Origin of the sequence: Bradyrhizobium nitroreducens (assembly GCF_002776695.1) — a bacterium.
Classification (GTDB): domain Bacteria; phylum Pseudomonadota; class Alphaproteobacteria; order Rhizobiales; family Xanthobacteraceae; genus Bradyrhizobium; species Bradyrhizobium nitroreducens.
Map to the genome: position 1 here is coordinate 231 of NZ_LFJC01000015.1, position 221 is coordinate 451.

Sequence of the window (221 nt, forward strand, 5' to 3'; positions counted from 1 at the left end):
AAGCTTCGAGTTGAGCTGATCGAGCGTTTTGACAGTGCCGTTGGTGCCGTCGCCGAAGGTGACGTCGACCGCCGTACCGCCGTTGAAGGAGGTGAAGGTCAAGGTCTTGCCGGTGAGGCCGCCAACGCCGGAGGTGCGGGCCGCGGTGAAGGCGGTCGCGGTGCCGGTGTTGCCGGCGAGGCCGAGCGCGTTCAGCGCATTGCCCGTGCCGGTGATCGCGA

Annotated in this window: 1 protein-coding gene; it reads right to left on the minus strand. The window is 67.4% G+C overall.

Going from position 1 to position 221, the window contains the following annotated elements; genetic code table 11:
* On the minus strand, positions 1–221 hold a 221-nt coding region (locus TSA1_RS38700; RefSeq protein WP_145984451.1), incomplete at both ends, for a DUF1522 domain-containing protein.